This is a genomic window from Streptomyces sp. NPDC046977, assembly GCF_040644455.1.
In the GTDB taxonomy this organism is placed as follows: Bacteria; Actinomycetota; Actinomycetes; order Streptomycetales; family Streptomycetaceae; genus Actinacidiphila.
Map to the genome: position 1 here is coordinate 325,965 of NZ_JBEYWO010000001.1, position 18,264 is coordinate 344,228.

Sequence of the window (18,264 nt, forward strand, 5' to 3'; positions counted from 1 at the left end):
CCCCGTGACGCGTTCCGCGCCCCCGCACCCCTTCGTCCTGCCGCCCGAGGACCGGGACCTGAGCCCGTGCACCGGATGGACCCGGGCCCACTGGGAGGCCGTCGCCGACGGGCTGCTCGCGGCCGTCGCCCCGTACGCCACCCCTGGACGCGCGCTGTACCACCTGCCCGGCGGCCGCCCCAGCAGCTCCGGCGTGCGCTCGGACGGACTGGAGGGCTACGCCCGGACCTTCCTGCTCGCCGCGATCCGCGTCGCGGGAGCCGGCGGCGCCGACCCCGACGGGCTCCTGGACCGCTACGCCGACGGCCTGGCCTCGGGCACCGCCCACCCCGGCGGGGACGGACCCGAGGACTGGCCGGTCGTCACCGACCGCAGCCAGCCCCTGGTCGAGGCCGCGTCGATCGCCCTCGCCCTGCGCCTCACCCGCGGCCTGCTGTGGGACCGCCTCGACGACGCGGTGCGCGAGCGCGCCACCGCGTGGCTGTCCCGCGCGGTCACCGCCGAACCCTGGGCCTGCAACTGGGAGCTGTTCCCCGTCACCGTCGCCGGATTCCTCGGCGACAAGGACGCCGTCACCCGCGGCCTGGACGGCATCGAGCGCTGGTACGTCGGCGACGGCTGGTACACCGACGGCGACCGCAGCGCTTTTGACTACTACAACGGCTGGGCGCTGCACCTGTACCCCGTGCTGGAGGCCTGGCTCTCCGGCGACGCCGACCGCCTCGACCGCTACGGCGAGCGGCTGCGCGTCCACCTCGCCGACTACGCCCGGCTCTTCGGCGCCGACGGCTCGCCCGTGCACCAGGGCCGCTCCCTCACCTACCGCATGGCCACCGCCTGCCCCCTGTGGCTCGGCGCCCTCACCGGCCACACCCCGCTCGCCCCCGGGACCACGCGGCGGCTGGCGTCCGGCGCCCTGCGCCACTTCCTCGACCGCGGCGCGGCCGGACCCGACGGGCTGCTGTCGCTGGGCTGGCACGGCCCGTACACGCCCGTGCTCCAGGGCTACTCCGGCCCGGCGTCCCCGTACTGGGCGAGCAAGGGCTTCCTCGGGCTGCTGCTGCCCGCGGACCACGAGGTGTGGACGGCCGGCGAGGAGCCCGCGCCCGCCGAGCGCTCCGACGCCCTGACCGCGCTGCCCGCGCCCAACTGGCTGCTGCAGTCCACCGTCGCGGACGGCGTCGTGCGCCTGCACAACCACGGCAGCGAGGACGTCCGCTGGGACCCGCACTACACCCGCCTCGCGTACTCCAGCGCCACGGCCCCGGTGTCCTCCGCCGACCCGCCCGACAACCACTTCGGCCTCCTCCGCGCCGACGGCTCGGTCACCGCGCGGACGGGGATCGTCCCGCTCGGCGCGGGCGAGGGCTGGGCCGCCTCGCGCTCCGTCGCCGGTGAGGAGGGCGACGCGCACGGGCGGGTCGTCGCCGTCGTCCTGGCGCGCGGCGCCGCCGAGGTCCGCGTCCACCTGGTCACCGGTGCCGGTCCGGGCACGGCCGTACGGCAGACCGGCTGGGCGGCGGGGGAGGGGCTGCGCTCGGAGCTGATGCCGCTGCACGGTCTCACCGACGCCCCCGCGCTGCCGCCCGCCGCCACCGCGTGCACCCCGCACGCCGTCGTCCCGGCCGCCGCCGGGGTCACCACCGCGGCCGGACGGTCGCGCGGCGACCTGTTCGTGTGCGCCGCGCGGCTGACCGGTGCGCCGGAGCCGGAACCGCTGTCCGCGCTGGTGCGGGCCGAGGTGCGCGCCGGATCCGCGGGGCACGAGGTGGCCGTCGTCTGGGCGGACGGGGCGACCCACCGCGCGCGCCTCACCCCGGACGGCGCGGTCGTGGAATCCTCGCTCCCGGACGGTCGTTGAGGCGGGCATGACCGATACGGAACTGCTGCGACTGCTCTCCGAGACCAACGGGGGCGTCCTGGTGACGATCAAGCGGGACGGCCGCCCCCAGCTGTCCAACGTCAACCACCACTACGACCCGGCCACCCGCGTCCTGCGGGTGTCCCTCACCGACGACCGGGCCAAGACCCGCAACCTGCGGCGCGACGCCCGGGCGAGCTACCACGTGACCACCCCCGACCGCTGGGCGTGGACCGTCGCCGAGGGCACCGCCGAACTCACCCCCGTCGCCGCGGACCGGAATGACGCGACCGTCGAGGAACTCATCGACCTCTTCCGGGCCGTGCAGGGCGAGCACCCCGACTGGGACGACTACCGCCGCGCCATGGTCGAGGACAAACGCCTGGTCCTGAAGCTGCACGTGGAGCGCGCCTACGGCCAGCCGCGCGCCGCGGGATAGCCACACCGGGTCCGCGCCCCGTGACAGGACGTGCACGCAACGGAGAACGGGGCGCGGAACTGGAATGACCGATGTAGGAGTTGTCGCTGTACATACTGGTGCTGCCGGGACCCCCACGGTCACGGCGCGACCGTGACCGCCGACTACAGGGAGGTGCCGTGACCGGCTCCAGTCCGAAGCGTTCTCCGCTCGCCCGTCTCATCCCCGCTTTCGGAGACAATCCCTACGGGGAAAGGATGGAGCGCATCCAGCGGTCGCCCCACTTCGCCGACGGCGTCTTCACGAACCCGGTGAGCGCCAGGACGGCGCCCTCGGGTTCCATGCTGCGTTTCGCCCGTTCGTACTTCCGCAAGGAGGACCGGGTGCGCCGGGCCCCGGCCGGCGACATCCCGCTGTACGGGTCCACCCTGGCGGACCTGGCGGCACCGCCGGCGTCCGGCCTGCGGCTCACCTGGATGGGCCACTCCACGGTCTGGACCGAGATCGACGGGCACCGCGTCCTCTTCGACCCCGTCTGGGGCGAGCGCTGCTCCCCCTTCTCCTTCATCGGGCCGAAGCGCCTGCACCGGCCCCCGGTCGCGCTGCGGGAACTGGGCGAGGCCGACGCCATCGTGATCTCGCACGACCACTACGACCACCTCGACATGCCCACGATCAAAGCACTGGCCGGTACGGGCACGCGCTTCGTGGTCCCGCTCGGCGTCGGGGCGCACCTGGAGCGCTGGGGCGTCCCCGCGGACCGGATGACGGAGCTGGACTGGCACGAGTCCACGCAGGTCGGCGGCCTCACCCTGACCGCGACGCCCGCCCGGCACTTCTGCGGCCGGGCCATCCGCAACACCCAGCACACCCTGTGGGCCTCCTGGGTCGTGGCCGGACCCGAGCACCGGGTCTACCACAGCGGCGACACCGGCTACTTCCCCGGATTCGCCGAGATCGGCGCCTCCTACGGCCCCTTCGACGCCACGATGGTCCAGATCGGCGCGTACAGCGAGTTCTGGCCCGACATCCACATGACGCCGGAGGAGGGGATCCGCGCCCACGGCGATCTGCGCGGCGAGCTCATGCTGCCGATCCACTGGGGCACCTTCAACCTGGCGCCGCACCCGTGGGAGGCGCCCGCGGAGGGCACGGTCGCCGCTGCTCGCGCCGCCGGTGCCCGGGTCGCGGTGCCCCGCCCCGGCGAGCCCTTCGAGCCCGTCGCCGGCCTGCCCCTCGACCCCTGGTGGCGGGCGGTCGCCACGGGCGGCGCGGGCCGTGCCTGGCCCGTGCTCACCGAAGGGTCCGGGACGGCGGCTCCGCACGCGGACACCGCCACGGCGTAGCCGGGGGCGCCTCGACGGCCGCCGTGTCAGTCGTCGAGGCCCCAGAACGGCCCGCGCAGACCCACCTCCGCGAAGTAGGACGCGGCCGCGGCGGGGTCGCGCCGGACGTACCCCGGCTCCATGCGGCCGGCGTACCAGCCGCGGGCGAGCCGCCACAAGGTGGGCAGGTCCATGAGGTAACCGGGTGTCAGCCCGGTGTCCTCCAGCCAGTCGTGGACGCACGCGGCGGAGCAGAAGAGGCGCTGGTGGGCGCAGGCGTGCACCACGTCGTCCCAGATGTGCCGCACCGGCGTGAGGAAGTGGGCCACCTGGTCGCCCGGGGGCGGGGCCTGCCGCCCGACCACCCAGGCGTGCGGAGCGTCGCACGCCGGGCAGCGGGTGGCGACCAGGACGTCCGGCTCGTCGGTGAGCAGGTGCGGGACGGCGAAGGAGTCCCAGGCGCAGCCGCCCCACCACAGCGTGCCGCGGCCCATGACCGAGAAGCCGAGCGGTACGGACGCGAAGGGGTGCGCCATGACGATCCGTTCGGCTTCCCGCGGGTCGAGGACCAGGTCGCGGTGCTCGTGCAGGGCGTGCAGCGCGCTCCGCACGCCGGAGGACGGCAGGCCGGTCCGGGCCGCGAGGTCCGCCACCGTGGGGGCGCCGCCCGTGACGGCGAAATGGGCGTAGACCGCCGTGCGGACGCTCTCGGTCCGTGCCACCTGGGATGCGGTGGCGGGTGCGTTCATCGCTGCTCCTGACGTCGACGGGGCCGGCCCGTCCAGCCTGCACCCGCCGGGGCGCCGCCGGACGGCCCTTCGGTCGTCCGGCGGCGCCCCGGGGCCTTCAGTGGCCGCCGGTGAGCGAGGAGAAGGTGAACGAGAACGACGCGGGGGCGGCGTCCAGGCGGTACCGCGGGAGCACGCCGGGACCGCATGACTGGCTGCCGATGCCCTGCTGGCCGTGGTCGAGGTTGACCCACAAGGTGTCGCCCGGCACGAGGTCGGTCGTGTGCGAGGCGGCGTCCAGCTGCTCGGTCGTCCAGTGCCGGGCGGTGAACCAGAAGGGCGGCGCGCCCTCGACGGCCAGCCCCGTGCCGTCCTCGCGGCGCAACCGCAGCCACCGTACGTCGGCGCGGGCGCCGTTCTCCTGCGGGCGGACGTAGGGCGTCTGCAGTGCGTGGACCGACGCCGTGTGGCGGCCGATGCGGGACGCGGCGCGCGTGTCGGGGTAGGCCTCGCCGGGGCCGCCGCCGTACCACTCGGCCGACGTCAGGGTGGAGCAGAGGCCGAGGCGCACGCCGAGCCGGGGCAGCGGCAGCGGCCACACGCCCTCGGGCGTGACGTCGACCTCCAGGCGCAGCCGGTCGCCGTCGGCGGTCCAGCGGTAGACGGTGCGCAGCGCGAACGCCTTGGCGGCCGGGGCGACCCGGGTCCGCACCGTCAGTCCGCCGTCCTCCACGGCGACCTCGTCCACGCGGTGCCGCATGCGGTGCAGTCCGGCCTCGCGCCACAACTGCCCGTAGCGCTCGTCGGGCTGCCAGGGGGCGCCCTCGTCGTTGTCGGTCGGGGCCCGCCACACGTCGAGCCGGGGACCGGAGACCGCGTAGCCGTCGATCAACCGCAGCTCCCCGTCCGCCGCGTCGAACGTGCCGGGACCGAGCAGTACGACGCCTCCCTCCGCGGCCCGCGGCGCGTGCGGCGCGGAGGGCCGCGCGGCGGCGGGCGCGGTGGACGGGACGAGCGCGGGCCACTGGCCCCAGGCCACCTCGTGCCCGGCCGGCGCCCACGGCATGTCCCGGTCCAGGACCGCCCGTACCTGCCAGAACGCCTCCCCGGCCAGATCGGACGCCGCGGGCTCGGGCAGCTTCAGCTCGGTCGACTCGCCGGGCGCCAGGGGCGGCACGGTCAGGCAGTCCTGCGCGGCGGTGACCCCGTCGACCTCGTACGTCCAGGTGAAGCGGAGATGCGAAAGGTCCGCGACGTCATGGGTGTTGGTGACACGCACGGTGCCCGCGGCGGCGTCGCCCTCGATGCGGACCGGTTCGATCACCTTCTTGTACTCGACGAGGCCGGGGGAGGGCGTGCGGTCGGGGAAGAGCAGCCCGTCGCACACGAAGTTGCCGTCGTGCATCTCCTCGCCGAAGTCGCCCCCGTACGCGTACCACCGGCGGCCGTCGGCGGTGCGGCGGGCGATGCCGTGGTCGATCCACTCCCACACGAAGCCGCCCTGGAGGCGCTCGTGGCTCTCGAACAGCCGCTGGTAGTCGGCGAGTCCGCCCGGTCCGTTGCCCATCGCGTGCGCGTACTCGCACAGGACGAAGGGCATCGCGCGGCGCCTGGCGTCCAGGGCCGGGTCGCCCCAGGGGAGTTCCTCGCGCCGGCCGATCAGCTCGACCTCGGCGTGGTCGGCGTACATCCGCGAGTACAGGTCGGTGTCGGCGCAGGACAGGTCGCCCTCGTAGTGGATCGGCCGGTCCGGGTCGCGCTCGCGGATCCGGCGGGCCATGGCGGACAGGCCCCGGCCGGTGCCGCACTCGTTGCCGAGCGACCAGATCACCACGGAGGGATGGTTCTTGTCGCGCTCGACCATGCGGTCGGCGCGGTCCAGCAGCGCCGGCGTCCAGCGTTCGTCGTCCACGGGGTTGCCGGCCCAGCCGACCTCGCCGAAGCCGTGGGTCTCCAGGTCGCACTCGTCGACGACCCACAGGCCCAGCTCGTCGCACATCTCCAGGAAGGCGGGGTGCGGCGGGTAGTGGCTGGTGCGGACGGCGTTGATGTTGTGACGCTTCATCAGGAGCACGTCCTCGCGCATCGTCGCGAGGTCCAGGGCCCGCCCCTGCGAGGGATGGAACTCGTGCCGGTTGACGCCCCGGAAGAGCACGCGCCGGCCGTTGACCGTGAGCACGCCGTCCTCGACGGCGACGGTGCGGAAGCCGATCCGGAACGGCACGCGCTCGCCCTCGCCGTCCAGTTCGGCCGCGTACAGGCGCGGGACCTCCGCGCTCCACGGCTCGACGGGCAGCGTGACGGACTCGCCGGCGGCGATGTCGACGCCGAGTTCGGGCACGGTGACCCGGCACCCGGACGGGGCGTCGACCCGCAGCGTTCCCGCGCCGCGGGTGTGGTCGTACGCGGCGTGCACGAAGAAGTCGGGCACGCAGCCCTCCGGCCGGTGCAGCAGTGTGACATCACGGAACACGCCCGGCAGCCACCACATGTCCTGGTCCTCCAGGTAACTGCCGGAGGACCACTGGTGGACGCGGACGGCCAGCACATTGCCGACCGGGCGCAGCAGGTGCCCCACCGCGTACTCGGCGGGCAGCCGGCTGCCCTTGAAGACGCCCAGTTCCTCGCCGTTGAGCCAGATCCGCGCGCAGGACTCGATGCCCTCGAAGCGCAGCACGCACTCACCGTCCGCGGGCCAGGTGTCCGGCAGCGCGAAGGCGAGGCGGTGGTCGCCGGTCGGGTTCTCGGTGGGGACGTGCGGCGGGTCGACGGGGAAGGGGTAACGGGCGTTGGTGTACCAGGGCGCGCCGTGGCCGTGCAGCGGCCAGTGCGAGGGCACCGGCAGCGCGTCCCAGCGCGAGGCGTCGAAGTCCTGGCGGGTGAAGGCGGTGTCCTCCGCCTCCGCGGCGGGGGAGAGCCGGAAGCGCCATCTGCCGTTCAGGCTCAGCCGGGCGGCGTCGGATGCGGGCGTCCAGGCGCGCGGCGGCAGGGCGCCGCGGCCGGGGGAGAAGTCCTCGTAGTACGGGAGTTCCTGCGCCCCGGACGTCCGGGCGGACGCCTGCCGGGGCTGGGGCATGCTCATACGGCTCCTCGGTCGGCCCGGCGCGCCGGCCGGCGCACCGGACTCGTGGACGGTGAGGGTGCGGGCCACCCGCTGGTGAAGGTGATCATGGGGAGGGGTGCGGCGCCAGGAGGCGCCCCGGTGTGCCGGGAGGGACGACGCCGTACGCCGTACGCTCGCGGCGCGTGCCGGGGCAGGCCGGAGCGGGCGGGGGCGGGTCGGGAATTCGGCCGGGACGGCACCGGCGGACCCCGAAGACGATGGTGTGCGATGACGGGCGGTGGCGGTCCGCCGTGCGGACGCCCCGGTACGTGCCCTTCATCGCGGCCCGCGGCGCCCCCTCGCGGACCGGCCTTCGCACGGGAAGGCTACGGTGGCGCGCCGCCCTCGCGCAGCCCCTTGCGTCAACCCGGCGGGAACCCGCGGGGCGCGCGGGCGCGTGCCCGCGGCCCTCACGCGCCGGTGATCGCGCGGGCCAGCGCCGGCACGTCCACCGGGCGCGTGGTGTCCACCCGGTGCACCCTGCCGAGAGCCAGTGGCCGCGCGTCCGCCGCCCACGACCGCCAGTCCTCCTCGGAGAAACCCGCCCCGTCGATGTGCACCGGGTGCCGCAGCGACGCCCGTTCACGGAACCTGCGCCGCGCGGTCTCCTCGGGCACCGCGCACCACACTTCGTGCACCTCGCCGATCCCGGCACGGGCGAGGCCGGCGGCCACCAACGGCCGTGTGCGCGCCGGCCACGGGCTCTCCAGGACCGCCCCCGCCGGTGACTCCGCCAGCAGCGTCCACAACGTCTCGGCCGCCGCGGCCCCGAGCGACCGGCTCCACTCGCGCGCCGGCCACTCCGCCGGGCGCAGCGCCCCGAGGTGGTCGGTCAGGGTCTCCTTGACGGAGTCCTTGCTCAGCAGGGGGAGGTGCAGTTCGCGGGCGAGCGCTCGCGCGAGTGTCGTCTTCCCGGCGCCGGGCAGACCGTTGACCAACACGGCTGGCATGCCGCGACCTTAGCCGTGTCCCGTGGACGGTGCCGTGCGACAGGCGGTGCGTGCGCCCGGACTTCGGCCGGACGCCGCCCGCAATTTGGTGTCACGTCGATTGACACGAAATCACGCCGGTGGTCCACTGGAAGCCGTATGGACAACAAGCGGACCTATGAGATGAAGGCCCGGGCCGAGACCACGGCGCAGACGCGCCGCCGGATCATGCGGTCGGCCTTCGAGCTGGCGAACGAGACCAAGTCGCTCGAGATCGTCGTCGCCGACGTCGCGGCCCGCGCCGGCGTCAGCGTGCGCACCGTGCTACGGCACTTCGGCAGCCGGGACGGGCTGTTCGAAGCCGTCACGGCGTATGTCAAGGACGAGGTCCGCGAGGAGCGGGCGGCGCCCGTGGGGGACGTCGCGACCGCGGTCGAGGTCCTCTTCGACCACTACGAGGCGCGCGGGGAGATGGTGCTGCGGCTGCTCGGCGAGGAGGCGGCGGATCCACGGGTCCGGTCGGTGACCGACCAGGGCCGCCTGCTCCACCGGGCCTGGGTGGAGCAGGTCTTCGCCCCCCAGCTCGCCGGCCGCGGCGACGCGGACCGCGAACTGGTGACGGACCTGCTGGCCGTCGCCACCGATGTCTACACATGGAAGCTGCTGTTCCGCGACCGGGGACTGGACCGGCAACAGGCGCAGCAGCGGGTCAGGTTCATGATCGACGCGGTCCTGGGGACCGTGGGGGAGGAGCGTTGAGATGGCCCGCATCCTGTTCGTCACCTGGGAGGGCGGGGGCAATGTCCCGCCGGCCCTGGGCATCGCCGCCGAGCTCGCCCGGCGCGGCGACACCGTCCGTTTCCTCGGCCACCCGCAGCAGCGGGAGCAGATCGAGGCGGCGGGGTTCCGCTTCGAGGCCTTCACCTCGGCCCGGCCCTGGTCGGCCACGGCGCGCACCGGCCCCGTGGGGTACCTGGCCATGTTCACCGACGCCGGACCCGGCCGGGACCTGACCGCGTCCGTGGCGCGTGAGCCGGTCGACCTGGCGGTGATCGACTGCCTGAGCCTCTCCCCGCTGCGGGCCGCCCAGGAGGCCGGTCTCCGTCGTGTGGTGCTGGCGCACACCTTCTACGCGTACCTGGTCAGATGCTGGAGCCGCGGACCGCTCGCCCTGGCCGCCGCGTTCAGGGGGTACCGCCCGGTGCGCCTGTGGGAGTCCGCGGAGGAGGTGCTCGTGACCACCCTGCCCGAACTCGACCCGGCCCGGCAGCGCCCGCTGCCGCCGAACGTCCACTGGACCGGGCCGGTCCTCCCCACCGGGGCGCGGCCCGCCTCGCCCGAGGAGCCGCGGATCCTGGTGAGTCTGAGCACCATCCACTACCCGCCGCAGGCCCGCGCCCTCCAGGCGATCCTGGACGCCGTCGCCGAGCTGCCCGTCCATGCCGTGGTGGCCACCGGTCACGCCGTCGATCCGGCGACGCTGCGCGCACCGGGCAACGCCGAACTCCACCGGTTCCTCCCGCACGCCGAGGTGATGCCCGGGGTCTCGCTCGTGGTCGGCCACGGCGGGCACGGCACCACCCTGCAGGCGCTCGCCCACGACCTGCCGCTGGTGGTCATGCCGATGCACCCCATGCTCGACCAGCCGGTGATCGGGAAGGTGGTCGAGGAGCGGGGCGCCGCCCGCGTCGTCCGGGCGAACGCCTCGCCCGGGACGATCCGCGCCGCCGTCACGGATCTGCTCACCTCCGCGTCGCACCGGGAGGCCGCCGCGAAGCTCGGCGACCGCATCCGGTCCGGCAACGGAGCCGAGGCCGCCGCCGACCGGATCGTGGCGCTCGCCGCGACGCCGGTCTGACGAACCCTCCGCCCGGCCGCCGCACCGCGGGCGGCCGGGCGGTCGGCGGCCGGTTGTCAGCAGTCGGTTGTCAGGCCGGCGGTGCCACCAGCGTCGCCGACTGCCCCGCGGCACGCAGCGCTTCGGCGACAAAGCCGCCGGCCTTCAGCTCCTCCACCACCTCGCGCAGGAACCTGACCGTCTCCGGCCGCCGGGTTCTGGTCGTGCCCACCGCCTGGCGGATCTCCATGAAGCGCTCGTCGACCAGCCGTATGCCGGGACGGTCCGCCACGAACGCGGTCATCGGCTGCCGGATGCCCGCCGCGACCTCCAGCTCCTGGGCCAGGAACACCTCCACGCCCTCGTCACCGGGAACCACGGTCGCGTGGCGCAGGGTGCGGGAGAGGAACAGGTCGTACGCGGAGCCGCGCTTGACGCCGACGCGCACACCCGGGCGGTCCACGTCGGCGGGTGCGGCGATCGTGGAGTCCCGCGGTACCGCGTAGACGCCCTCGATCACCACGTACGGAGCGGTGAACGCCACGTCGGCCTCGCGCGCCGGCTCGACGGCCAGGAAGCACAGGTCGGCCCGGCCGGTCGCCATCGCCTCGTAGGACTTGCGCGCCGCGTCGAAGCACAGGAGCTCCACCGGCACGCCCAGCCGTGCCGCGACCTCCCGCGCGATGTCCACCGTCACACCGCCCGGCTCGCGCCCGGTGCCGTGCGCCAGCACGGGATTGCCCAGGTTGATCGAGGCCCGCAGGACTCCGCCGGGGGCCAGGTCCTCGATGACGGAGGCTGTCGCGATGGTCATGTGACGGAGTCTAGGGGGGCCCACCGACAGCCCGCCCGGCAATCGCCTGTGCGGTGCACATACTCCGGGAGGGCGCTGGCCGGCCCGCACGGCAGCGGTCCGCGCGGGCCCGATTCCCGCTGTCCACAGCGTTGCGAGGGCGTTGTCAGTGGCCCCGCCTACAGTTCCGGTCACTTGATCAACCCGGTGCAGGGAGGCACACGATGGGGTGGGTGACGGCGGGCGACTACGAGGTCTCCCTCGACGACGGAAAGGTCGTGTGCCGCAACGCGGCGGGCCGCCGGCTGAAGTCCGTGCCGGGAAAACTGGCCGACGACCCGGTGGTGGTGGGGCTGCGTCAGCTCACCGAGTGGCTGGAGCGGCACGAACGGCAGTGCCTGGCCGACGTGGAGCGGTGGATGGTGCGCTCACTGCCGGTGCCGATCGCGGTCGTCGCGGCCGTGTGGCCGGACCCGGCCTGGCAGGCGGCCCTGCGGGACGTCGTCGTGACCGGCGCCGACGGGGAGGTCGCCGGCTTCCTGCGGGACGCCGGGGAGGAGCGCGGGCTCGGCCTGGTCGACCTGGACGGGGACACGGTGCGCATCGCCCCCGAGCTCGTCCGCATCCCGCACCCCGTCCTGCTGGACGACCTGGAGGACCTGCGCGAGTTCGCGGTCGAACTGGGCGTGGAGCAGCGGGCGCAGCAGCTCTTCCGCGAGGTCTGGCACCGCCCCGCGGACCTGGACCCCGAAGGCACCGCCGTCCAGGACTACGCGGGCGGCACGTTCAAGGAGCTGCGCTTCCTGCACGGCCGTGCCACCTCGCTCGGCTACCGCGTCCGCGGAGGACACGCGGTCTGCCCGGTCCTCGAGGACGGACGGGCCGTCGAGGCCCGGATCTGGATCGGCGACTACGACGGCTGGAGCGAGACCGAGACCGGCCCCCTGTCCTGGACCGACGGTGCGGGACGCGCCCTGAGGCTCGGTCAGGTCGGCCCCGTCGCCTGGTCGGAGGGCATGCGCATGGCGGCCGCGCTGTACGCGGGCCGCGACATCGAGGACGAGGAGCAGGCGGCATGAGCACCGACAACCGGAACACCGTCACCGCGCTGCTGGACGCCGGCGCGATCCTGCCCCTCGGCAGCACCGCGGGCGAGGACGCCGACACCCTCACCGTGCGCGGCTACACGCATCCCGTGCTCGATGGACGCCTCGTCGTCCGCCTCGTCCCGGGCACCCTCGGCGCGGCGGAGGACCTGGCGCTGGACTTCCTCGGCCTGACCCGCGAGCCGGAGACGCCGGAGGTCGGCCAGGTGCGCCGCGAGACGCTCGGCTTCCCCGCCTGGGCCCTGGTCAACGACCCGGCCAACGGCCACCACGCGCTGGCCCTGGTCAAGGACATCGAAAGGCTCGCCCGGACGGCCAAGTCCCGTGCCGGCGCCGCCAAGGACGGCTTCGAGGCCCTGGCCGAACGCCTCGGCCGCGCCGTGCCGCACTTCCTGCCCACCTTCTACGAGCAGGCCGCGCGGGTCTTCCTCCAGCACGAGAACACCACCTATGCCGCGGCCTTCTTCGGCAAGGCCCGTGCGGCCGAGCGCGTCCACGGCCTCGCCGTCGACGAGGACCGCCAGCGCGCCGTGTTCCTGGAGTTCGCCTTCGCGGGCGCCCTCACCGTCAAGGCGCTCAAGGAGCACGTCAAGGACCTCGCGCGGCGACTCGACCCGGCCGAGGCCTGGCGGCAGTTCCGCCAGCTCACCGTCGAGCGCTGCGCGGCCGGGATGCCACCGTACGCCTCACTGCCGCAGGACGCCCGCGGACTGCTCAAGGCGGCCGGGCTCAACCGGGTCACCGAGGAGTGCGCCCTCGTCGCCGACCTCCTGGCCTCGCCCGCCGTCGTCCGCGCGCCCGGCTCCTTCTGGACCGCCTACCGGCCCACCCTCGTCGTGCTCGCCGAACGGCAACCGTCCGTACGGGCACGGCTGCTGGAGATCATGCCGACCGGGCTCGGCCGCGACCCCGAGCACGACGAGTTCTGGCTCGCGCTGCTCGCCGAGACCGGTGCCGACACCCTGCTGACCGGTGAGGCGGGTAGGGCGGGTGAGACCGGTGATGCCGCAGCGGACGTCGACGCGGCCGACTGGCTGACCCGCTGGGCCACGCACCGCAAGCACGGCTCGCCCAGCTCCGAACGCTCCGCGTCCACCCTCGCCCTCGTCGCCCGGATGGCACCGAGGCTGCGCGCCGACGGCCGTCCCGTCGACCTCTTCGCGGCGCGCTGGCGCGCCGGCGCCGAACTCGACCTGCTGGACCTGTGCGTGGCGGAGGGCGTCCCGCTGACCGTCCCCGGCGACCCGGCCGACGTCCACCTGCCGCTCGGCCCGTGGCTGCTCGACCGCGGAACCGGACGCCGCGACCTCGTGGCCACCGGCGCCGACCCGCGCCTGCGGCTCCTGCTGCACCACGGGATCGGCCAACTCGGCAACAACCGCACGCAGACAGCGGTGCTGGAGGCCCTGGCCGCGCACCCCGTGCTCAGCACCGTCCTGCACGACTGGCTGGACGAGGCGGCCGAGCAGTTCACCCGCGCCCCCGGCCTGCCCGCCTCCCGGACCGCCCTCACCCGCATGCGGCCCTTCCGTTCCGTCGCGGAACGCGTCAACCCCGGCGCCGTCGCCCGCGTCGCCGGTCACGACATCGCGCCGCTGCTCGGCCGCACCCTGCGCGAGGGCGTCCTCGACGAACTGGGCTGGCCCGCCATGGAGGAGGCCATGGCACTCCTCGACGCCGCTGCCGCCAAGTCCCCCGGCGAGCACTCCCTCTCGATCACCGAGGCCTGGCCCGCCCTCGTCCTCGCCCGCAAGCACAAGGTCGTGGTGGTCGGACCCGAGAAGATCCTCCTCGAACACGACCTGCGGATCCCCGTCCGGCTCGACCGCTGGCAGAAGCCGTCCTTCCGCTACACCGACGGCGAACTCCTCGTCATGTGGCGGGAGGGCGAACAGCAGCGCGGCTACTGGTCCGCCCGGCCGGCCGACGTCCTCGTCCTGGGCGGGGACACCGCTGCGACGTGGGGGGACGCGAGCGTCGGCGCACCCTCGATCCCCCTCCCCGGCGGCGGCCGCGCCACCGGCGGCCGGACCCTGCGCGCCGGTGACACGGTGGTGCCGGCGAGCCGGCCCGTCCTCGGTGACGGCACCTCCTTCTGGCGCCAGGGCAAGCAGGGCCGCGAGCAGGTCTGGGTGGAGTACGACCCGGCCACCGGCACCCACGGCCGTGCCTCCCTGCCCGCCTTCCTGCGCTCCGGCATCCGCGAGGACGCCCGGCTGCGGCAGGAGGAATGCGAGGTGCTGCCGCTTCAACCCGGCCTGGAGAACACGCCGTTCGGCACCGACGGCACCGTCCTCGGCCGATGGGTCCGCGTCGAGGGCACCGGCACGGAGGCACGCTGCACCGCCGGCACGCCCGACGGACGCACTGTCGGTTTCCCCGTGCGGAAGACGAACAGCTGGTCCCGGACCGTCCCGCTCGGCGCGCTGCGGCTTCCCGGCGGAGCCGAGCCGATCGTGGCGCTGACCCACCAGACGGTGTCGCTCCACGCGGCCGGCGACACGACCGGCACCGACGAACTCGCCGGCTTCTCGGTCTGCGGCAACGGCGCCGAGTTCGCCGCCGGCACCCGCCTCGTCCCACCGCTCCCTTTCTGGCACGCCCTGCGCCCGCGCGACGAGAAGGGCTCGCTCGCGCTGCGCGCCTTCACCGACGAGCGGGCCGCCGAGGTGCTGACGGCCACCGCGACCGCGCTGGCCGAACGGCGCGCGGCGGCGGCCCGCACCAAGGAGTACACCGGCCCCTCCGCGACCGCCGTGGCCCGCGCCGCCGTGGCACAGGCCCTTCCGGCTCTCACCGACGGCCCGCTCCTCACCGGCGTGACCGCACTCGTGCAGAACGTCGTGCGCCACCTGGAGGGGGTGGTCGGCTTCGTCACCCCGCAGGAGAAACCGACGCCGCGGTCCCGCAACCGCACGGAGGGCATGTTCGCCGACCACAGCCCCGAGCACGGCGACGAACAGACCCTGCGCGGCGCCCTCGCCGGCATCGCCGACCAGGCCTACTCCTGGTGGTCCGGCGAGGTGCAGTGGAGCACGCTCCGGCAGATCCGCTCCGTCAACCACGTCCTGTCCGGCAAGCCGGCCGACGGCAAGCCGCTGCCCGGCCGGGACAGGATCGGCACACCCGGCGGCGGCTGGGTCAGCGACGAGTACACCGTCCCCGCCATGGGTCTGGCGTGGCCGGCCGTTCTCGGCGCTCTGCGCCCGCTGGCCCTCCGCGCGGCGTCCCCCGCCGTCCCGGCGACGGAGCGCGAGGCGCTGTGCCTGCTGTTCGACGCGATCGGCGAGGGACGGCTGGCCGCGCCCGGCGGCGGGCTGCGCGAGGTCGTCCTCGGCGAGAAGCACGACAAGCAGCAGCGAGCGGGACAGGTCCTGCGCCGCGGCGACCGCACCGTGGTGATTCTGGCCTGCAAGAACGTCGACGGCCAGCGCAAGCACGTCCGTTGGCTCGCCCTGGACCACGACCCCTCCGGAGCGTTCGGAGCCGTCGCCCACTTCACCCTGGAGGAGGAGACCGGCCGCGTCCCGGACCTCCCCGCCGGGCGCCTGGACCAACTCACCCGGCTCCTGCGGGACAAGGGCGCGGCGCCCTGGCGCGAGGACGGCCCGGAGGCGCTCGTCGCGGCGACCGGCGGCGGCCTCGGCCCCGCGCAGGCGGCGATGCTGCTCGCCGGACTGCCGAAGGACCCGGACGGCGCGGCGCTCGCCGCCATCGGGCTGAAGCCGCGTCAGGGGGACTTCGCCGAGGCGCTGCTGTCCTCCCTCGCCCGGGACGACCGGGCGGCCCTGACCGCTGCCCTGCTGCCGGAGGACCCGGCCGCACTGTGGACCACCGGGCCCGACGCCGCGGCGGCCGGCCGCGTCTGGGCGGAACGGCTCGGCCACGTCGTCCGACTGCCGGAAGAGGTGGCGGGCGAGCTCACCGGCGTTCCCACCCCGGCGGCCGAGGCGGTCCTCAACCCCGCGCGGACCCCGTGGCTCAGCCGCACCACCGTGCAACGGCCCGACAAGGACGGCGACATCGTTCCCGAGGACCCCTCCGCGCTGCCCCGGCGGCACGACATCGCGCACTCCGTCGCCGCGCTGGCGGGGCTCGCCTACGGCCTGCCGTACGGGCATCCGCTGCGCGCCGCCCTCCCCGGCGGCCTGGCCGCGCTGCGCCGCCGGCTCACCGACCCCGGACTGCTCATCGACGCCGACATCGAGTGGACGGACAAGGGCGGCCCCACCGCCGTGCCGCTCCGCAAGGCGTACGGACTGCCCGCCACCGGCGGCGCCGACGCCCATGGGACGACCCGCGTCGGCGAGGCCCTGGTGCTGCGCCCCTGGTACGGCGACACCGAGACCGTGCTCGTCCGACCGGCCGGGCTGACGGGCCCCGACGACTCCGTCTTCGGCCTCGTCGAGGGTCTGGTCGGACCGCGGCACGGCGGCATGAGCGGCCTGCGTGCCGTGCTCGGGGACGGACTGGAGCGCGCGCTCGCCGCGGGCGCCGGCCCGGACGCCCCGGCCGGTTACGCCCAGGACCCCGCCCTCAGCGTGCCGGACCTCGTCGCCGAGGTCGCCGCCGCCCACGGCCTCGGCGAGGACGCCGCCGCGCTCTACCTGCAACTGCTCGCCCTGCCCGATCCCACGGACCGCAACTGCGCCCGCTGGACCGGCTGGAAGCCCGCCCGCACGAAGAAGGCCCGCACCGAACTCGCCGCGAGCGGCCTGGTCGTCGAGGCCCGCCGCCCGCGCGCCGGGCGCACCCTCTTCCTGCCGTGCGGCTGGCGCGACCTCAAGGCACCCGCCCTGCCGGTGGAGACCTGGAAGGAACGCCTCTACCCCGTCCGCGACCAGGTCCGCACCGTGCCCCTGGTCCCGGTGCCCGAACTGTTCACCGCCGCCTGGGAGCGTGTCCGCGACGGCGACGCCCCCGCCTTCGAAGAACTCACCACCCGCGCCACCCGGAAGGGCCGCCGCCGATGACCACCACCGCCCCCCTCGCCGCCTCCACCGCACCCGCGGCCGCCCGGCGGCAGATCACCCCGCCCGAGGACCGGTACGCCACCGAGCTGGCCTTCCTCGCCGCCCACGACACCGGCCCCCGGCCGCCTGCCTGGCGGCTCACCCCGCGGGCCGTCGTCACCTTCGTCATGGGCAGCGACGGACAGCCGCTGAAGCTGCCGGAGGACACCGACGCCCCCGAGGACGTCCCGCGCCGACTCGTCGTCGAGGGGAAGTTCGTCGGCGACCGCGCCCTGGTCGAACGCTGCGTCGTGACGCTCGCCGGGGAACGGGGCCTGCTGCTGGTCGGCGAGCCCGGCACTGCCAAGTCCATGCTCTCCGAGCTGCTGTCCGCCGCCGTCTGCGGCACCAGCGGGCTGGTCGTCCAGGGCACCGCCGGCACGACGGAGGACCAGCTCAAGTACGGCTGGAACTACGCCCTGCTGCTCGCCCAGGGCCCCAGCCGGCAGGCGCTCGTGCCCTCGCCGGTCCTCACCGCCATGTCGCGCGGCGCCGTCGCCCGCGTCGAGGAGGTCACGCGCTGCCTGCCCGAGGTGCAGGACTCCCTGGTCTCGCTGCTGTCCGAGCGGCGCATCGCCATCCCCGAACTCGCGGGCGGCGAGGACGCCTTGGCGCACGCCGCACCCGGCTTCACCCTCATCGCCACCGCCAACCTCCGCGACAAGGGCGTCTCCGAGATGTCCGCCGCCCTCAAGCGCCGCTTCAACTTCGAGACCGTCGGCCCCATCGGCGACCTCGACGCCGAGACCGCGCTCGTGCGCAGCCAGTCCCGTGCCGCCGTGGAACGCGCGGGGGCGCCCTACCAGGTCGACGACGCCGTCCTGGAAGCCCTCGTCACCGCCTTCCGCGACCTGCGCGAGGGGCGTTCGGCGGAGGGCTGGGAGGTCGAGCGCCCCTCCACGGTCATGAGCACCGCCGAGGCCGTCTCGGTGGCGGGCGCGCTCGCCCTCGCGGCCGCGTACTTCCCCGGCGACCGCGACGTGCTCGGCCTGCTGCCCGGGCATCTGCTCGGCGTCGTGCGCAAGGACGACCCGGCCGACGCGGCACGGCTGCTCGGCTACTGGGACGGACCCGTCCGGCGCCGTGCCGAGCAGGGCTCCCCGACCTGGCGCACCCTCTGGGAACTGCGCACCGTGCTGGAGGGCTGACGAC

The 18,264-nt window shown here is 74.9% G+C and carries 12 protein-coding genes; 8 read left to right on the forward strand and 4 right to left on the reverse strand.

Features of this window, described 5'->3' with window-relative positions; genetic code table 11:
• Positions 1-4: 4 nt before the first annotated feature.
• From ABZ883_RS01355 to ABZ883_RS01365, 3 genes are all read left to right on the forward strand, one after another.
• Positions 5-1,861 carry a DUF2264 domain-containing protein gene (locus ABZ883_RS01355; protein WP_360899536.1) on the forward strand — a complete coding sequence of 619 codons (1,857 nt, stop codon included), beginning with the start codon at positions 5-7 and terminating at the stop codon, positions 1,859-1,861.
• A gap of 7 nt (positions 1,862-1,868) precedes the next feature.
• The gene (locus ABZ883_RS01360) at positions 1,869-2,300 is read left to right on the forward strand and encodes a PPOX class F420-dependent oxidoreductase (RefSeq protein ID WP_360899539.1); all 432 of its coding nucleotides are present in this window, start codon (positions 1,869-1,871) and stop codon (positions 2,298-2,300) included.
• 158 nt (positions 2,301-2,458) lie between these two features.
• Entirely contained in the window at positions 2,459-3,625 is a 1,167-nt protein-coding gene (locus tag ABZ883_RS01365) for an MBL fold metallo-hydrolase (RefSeq protein ID WP_360899542.1), read from the forward strand.
• A gap of 26 nt (positions 3,626-3,651) precedes the next feature.
• Here the strand turns inward: ABZ883_RS01365 and merB are convergent, their stop codons facing one another.
• The 3 genes from merB to ABZ883_RS01380 form a co-directional block, all read right to left on the reverse strand.
• Positions 3,652-4,353, reverse strand: a complete 702-nt coding sequence (merB, locus tag ABZ883_RS01370) for an organomercurial lyase (protein WP_360899545.1) — start codon at positions 4,351-4,353, stop codon at positions 3,652-3,654.
• A gap of 97 nt (positions 4,354-4,450) precedes the next feature.
• Entirely contained in the window at positions 4,451-7,414 is a 2,964-nt protein-coding gene (locus ABZ883_RS01375) for a glycoside hydrolase family 2 TIM barrel-domain containing protein (RefSeq protein ID WP_360899548.1), read from the reverse strand.
• A gap of 431 nt (positions 7,415-7,845) precedes the next feature.
• Positions 7,846-8,385, reverse strand: coding sequence for an AAA family ATPase (locus tag ABZ883_RS01380; RefSeq protein WP_360899550.1), 540 nt, complete (start codon positions 8,383-8,385; stop codon positions 7,846-7,848).
• Between the two features lie 138 nt (positions 8,386-8,523).
• On the opposite strand from ABZ883_RS01380, the gene ABZ883_RS01385 reads away from it, so the two are divergent.
• A complete protein-coding gene (locus tag ABZ883_RS01385; RefSeq protein ID WP_360899552.1) occupies positions 8,524-9,123 on the forward strand; it encodes a TetR/AcrR family transcriptional regulator in 600 nt (199 codons plus the stop codon).
• Position 9,124: 1 nt separating this feature from the next.
• Positions 9,125-10,222, forward strand: a complete 1,098-nt coding sequence (locus ABZ883_RS01390) for a glycosyltransferase (protein WP_360899555.1) — start codon at positions 9,125-9,127, stop codon at positions 10,220-10,222.
• A 70-nt stretch (positions 10,223-10,292) separates the two neighbouring features.
• On the opposite strand, the gene ABZ883_RS01395 is transcribed toward ABZ883_RS01390, so the two are convergent.
• Complete coding sequence (locus ABZ883_RS01395; protein WP_360899558.1) at positions 10,293-11,015, reverse strand: transporter substrate-binding domain-containing protein; 723 nt, start codon at positions 11,013-11,015, stop codon at positions 10,293-10,295.
• Between the two features lie 203 nt (positions 11,016-11,218).
• On the opposite strand from ABZ883_RS01395, the gene ABZ883_RS01400 reads away from it, so the two are divergent.
• From ABZ883_RS01400 to ABZ883_RS01410, 3 genes are read left to right on the forward strand one after another with little or no spacing between them, the layout of a single operon-like run.
• Complete coding sequence (locus ABZ883_RS01400; RefSeq protein WP_360899561.1) at positions 11,219-12,073, forward strand: DUF4132 domain-containing protein; 855 nt, start codon at positions 11,219-11,221, stop codon at positions 12,071-12,073.
• A complete protein-coding gene (locus tag ABZ883_RS01405) occupies positions 12,070-17,073 on the forward strand; it encodes a hypothetical protein (RefSeq protein WP_360899564.1) in 5,004 nt (1,667 codons plus the stop codon). Before ABZ883_RS01400 ends, ABZ883_RS01405 begins: the two co-directional genes overlap by 4 nt.
• The gene (locus tag ABZ883_RS01410; protein WP_360899567.1) at positions 17,070-18,260 is read left to right on the forward strand and encodes an AAA family ATPase; all 1,191 of its coding nucleotides are present in this window, start codon (positions 17,070-17,072) and stop codon (positions 18,258-18,260) included. Before ABZ883_RS01405 ends, ABZ883_RS01410 begins: the two co-directional genes overlap by 4 nt.
• Positions 18,261-18,264: the final 4 nt, after the last annotated feature.

What these genes read in the sequence shown, in the direction of transcription:
- ABZ883_RS01360 (WP_360899539.1), top strand. Translation starts at nt 1,869, where the DNA reads ATGACCGATACGGAACTGCTGCGACTGCTCTCCGAGACCAACGGGGGC.
- merB (WP_360899545.1), bottom strand. Translation starts at nt 4,353, where the DNA reads ATGAACGCACCCGCCACCGCATCCCAGGTGGCACGGACCGAGAGCGTC.
- ABZ883_RS01375 (WP_360899548.1), bottom strand. Translation starts at nt 7,414, where the DNA reads ATGAGCATGCCCCAGCCCCGGCAGGCGTCCGCCCGGACGTCCGGGGCG.
- ABZ883_RS01380 (WP_360899550.1), bottom strand. Translation starts at nt 8,385, where the DNA reads ATGCCAGCCGTGTTGGTCAACGGTCTGCCCGGCGCCGGGAAGACGACA.
- ABZ883_RS01385 (WP_360899552.1), top strand. Translation starts at nt 8,524, where the DNA reads ATGGACAACAAGCGGACCTATGAGATGAAGGCCCGGGCCGAGACCACG.
- ABZ883_RS01390 (WP_360899555.1), top strand. Translation starts at nt 9,125, where the DNA reads ATGGCCCGCATCCTGTTCGTCACCTGGGAGGGCGGGGGCAATGTCCCG.
- ABZ883_RS01395 (WP_360899558.1), bottom strand. Translation starts at nt 11,015, where the DNA reads ATGACCATCGCGACAGCCTCCGTCATCGAGGACCTGGCCCCCGGCGGA.
- ABZ883_RS01400 (WP_360899561.1), top strand. Translation starts at nt 11,219, where the DNA reads ATGGGGTGGGTGACGGCGGGCGACTACGAGGTCTCCCTCGACGACGGA.
- ABZ883_RS01405 (WP_360899564.1), top strand. Translation starts at nt 12,070, where the DNA reads ATGAGCACCGACAACCGGAACACCGTCACCGCGCTGCTGGACGCCGGC.
- ABZ883_RS01410 (WP_360899567.1), top strand. Translation starts at nt 17,070, where the DNA reads ATGACCACCACCGCCCCCCTCGCCGCCTCCACCGCACCCGCGGCCGCC.